General features: G+C 61.9%; 1 protein-coding gene. It reads right to left on the minus strand.

Annotation, left to right across the window (positions count from 1 at the left end):
• Positions 1-1,133, minus strand: a 1,133-nt coding sequence (gene tuf / locus AQ12_RS21660) for an elongation factor Tu (RefSeq protein WP_152682897.1), incomplete at both ends; no start/stop codon positions are given.

Below are 1,133 nucleotides of genomic sequence, written 5' to 3' on the forward strand. Positions count from 1 at the left end.
ACGGTCTTGCCACCTTCGCGGATAGCAAAGCGCAGGCCTTCTTGCATGGCGATCGGGTTGATCAGCTTGACCGTGATCGACACGTTGTCGCCCGGCATCACCATTTCCTTGTCCGCAGGCAACTCGATCGCTCCGGTCACGTCCGTCGTGCGGAAGTAGAACTGGGGACGGTAGTTGTTGAAGAACGGCGTGTGACGGCCCCCTTCGTCCTTGGACAGCACATACACCTCAGCGGTGAAGTGCGTGTGGGGCTTGATCGAACCCGGCTTGCACAGCACCTGGCCGCGCTGCACGTCTTCGCGCTTGGTGCCGCGAAGCAAAATGCCAACGTTGTCGCCCGCCTGGCCCTGATCCAGCAGCTTGCGGAACATCTCAACACCCGTGCAGGTGGTCTTTTGCGTCGGCGCAATGCCCACGATTTCAATTTCTTCGCCAACCTTCACGATGCCGCGCTCGATACGGCCCGTCACCACCGTGCCGCGGCCCGAGATGGAGAACACGTCTTCAACAGGCATCAGGAACGCACCGTCAACCGCGCGCTCTGGCGTGGGAATGTAGCTGTCCATTGCGTCGGCCAGCTTCATGATCGCCTGCTCGCCCAGCTCGCCCTTGTCGCCTTCCAGCGCCAGCTTGGCCGAACCGTGGATGATCGGCGTGTCGTCGCCAGGGAAGTCGTACTTGGACAGAAGCTCGCGCACTTCCATCTCCACCAGCTCCAGCAGCTCAGCGTCGTCGACCATGTCGCACTTGTTCAGGAACACCAGGATGTACGGAACACCCACCTGGCGCGCCAGCAGGATGTGCTCGCGCGTCTGGGGCATCGGGCCGTCGGCAGCCGAACAAACCAAAATCGCACCGTCCATCTGGGCGGCGCCGGTGATCATGTTCTTGACGTAGTCAGCGTGACCCGGGCAGTCCACGTGCGCGTAGTGACGGTTTGCCGTCTCGTACTCAACGTGCGCCGTGTTGATCGTGATGCCGCGTGCCTTTTCTTCGGGTGCCGCATCGATCTGGTCGTACGCCTTGGCTTCCCCGCCAAACTTGCTCGCCAGCACCGAAGTGATGGCCGCCGTCAGCGTCGTCTTGCCATGGTCCACGTGTCCAATCGTCCCCACGTTGACGTGCGGCTTGGT

It is taken from the genome of Caenimonas sp. SL110, assembly GCF_001044395.1.
Classification (GTDB): Bacteria; Pseudomonadota; Gammaproteobacteria; order Burkholderiales; family Burkholderiaceae_C; genus Ramlibacter.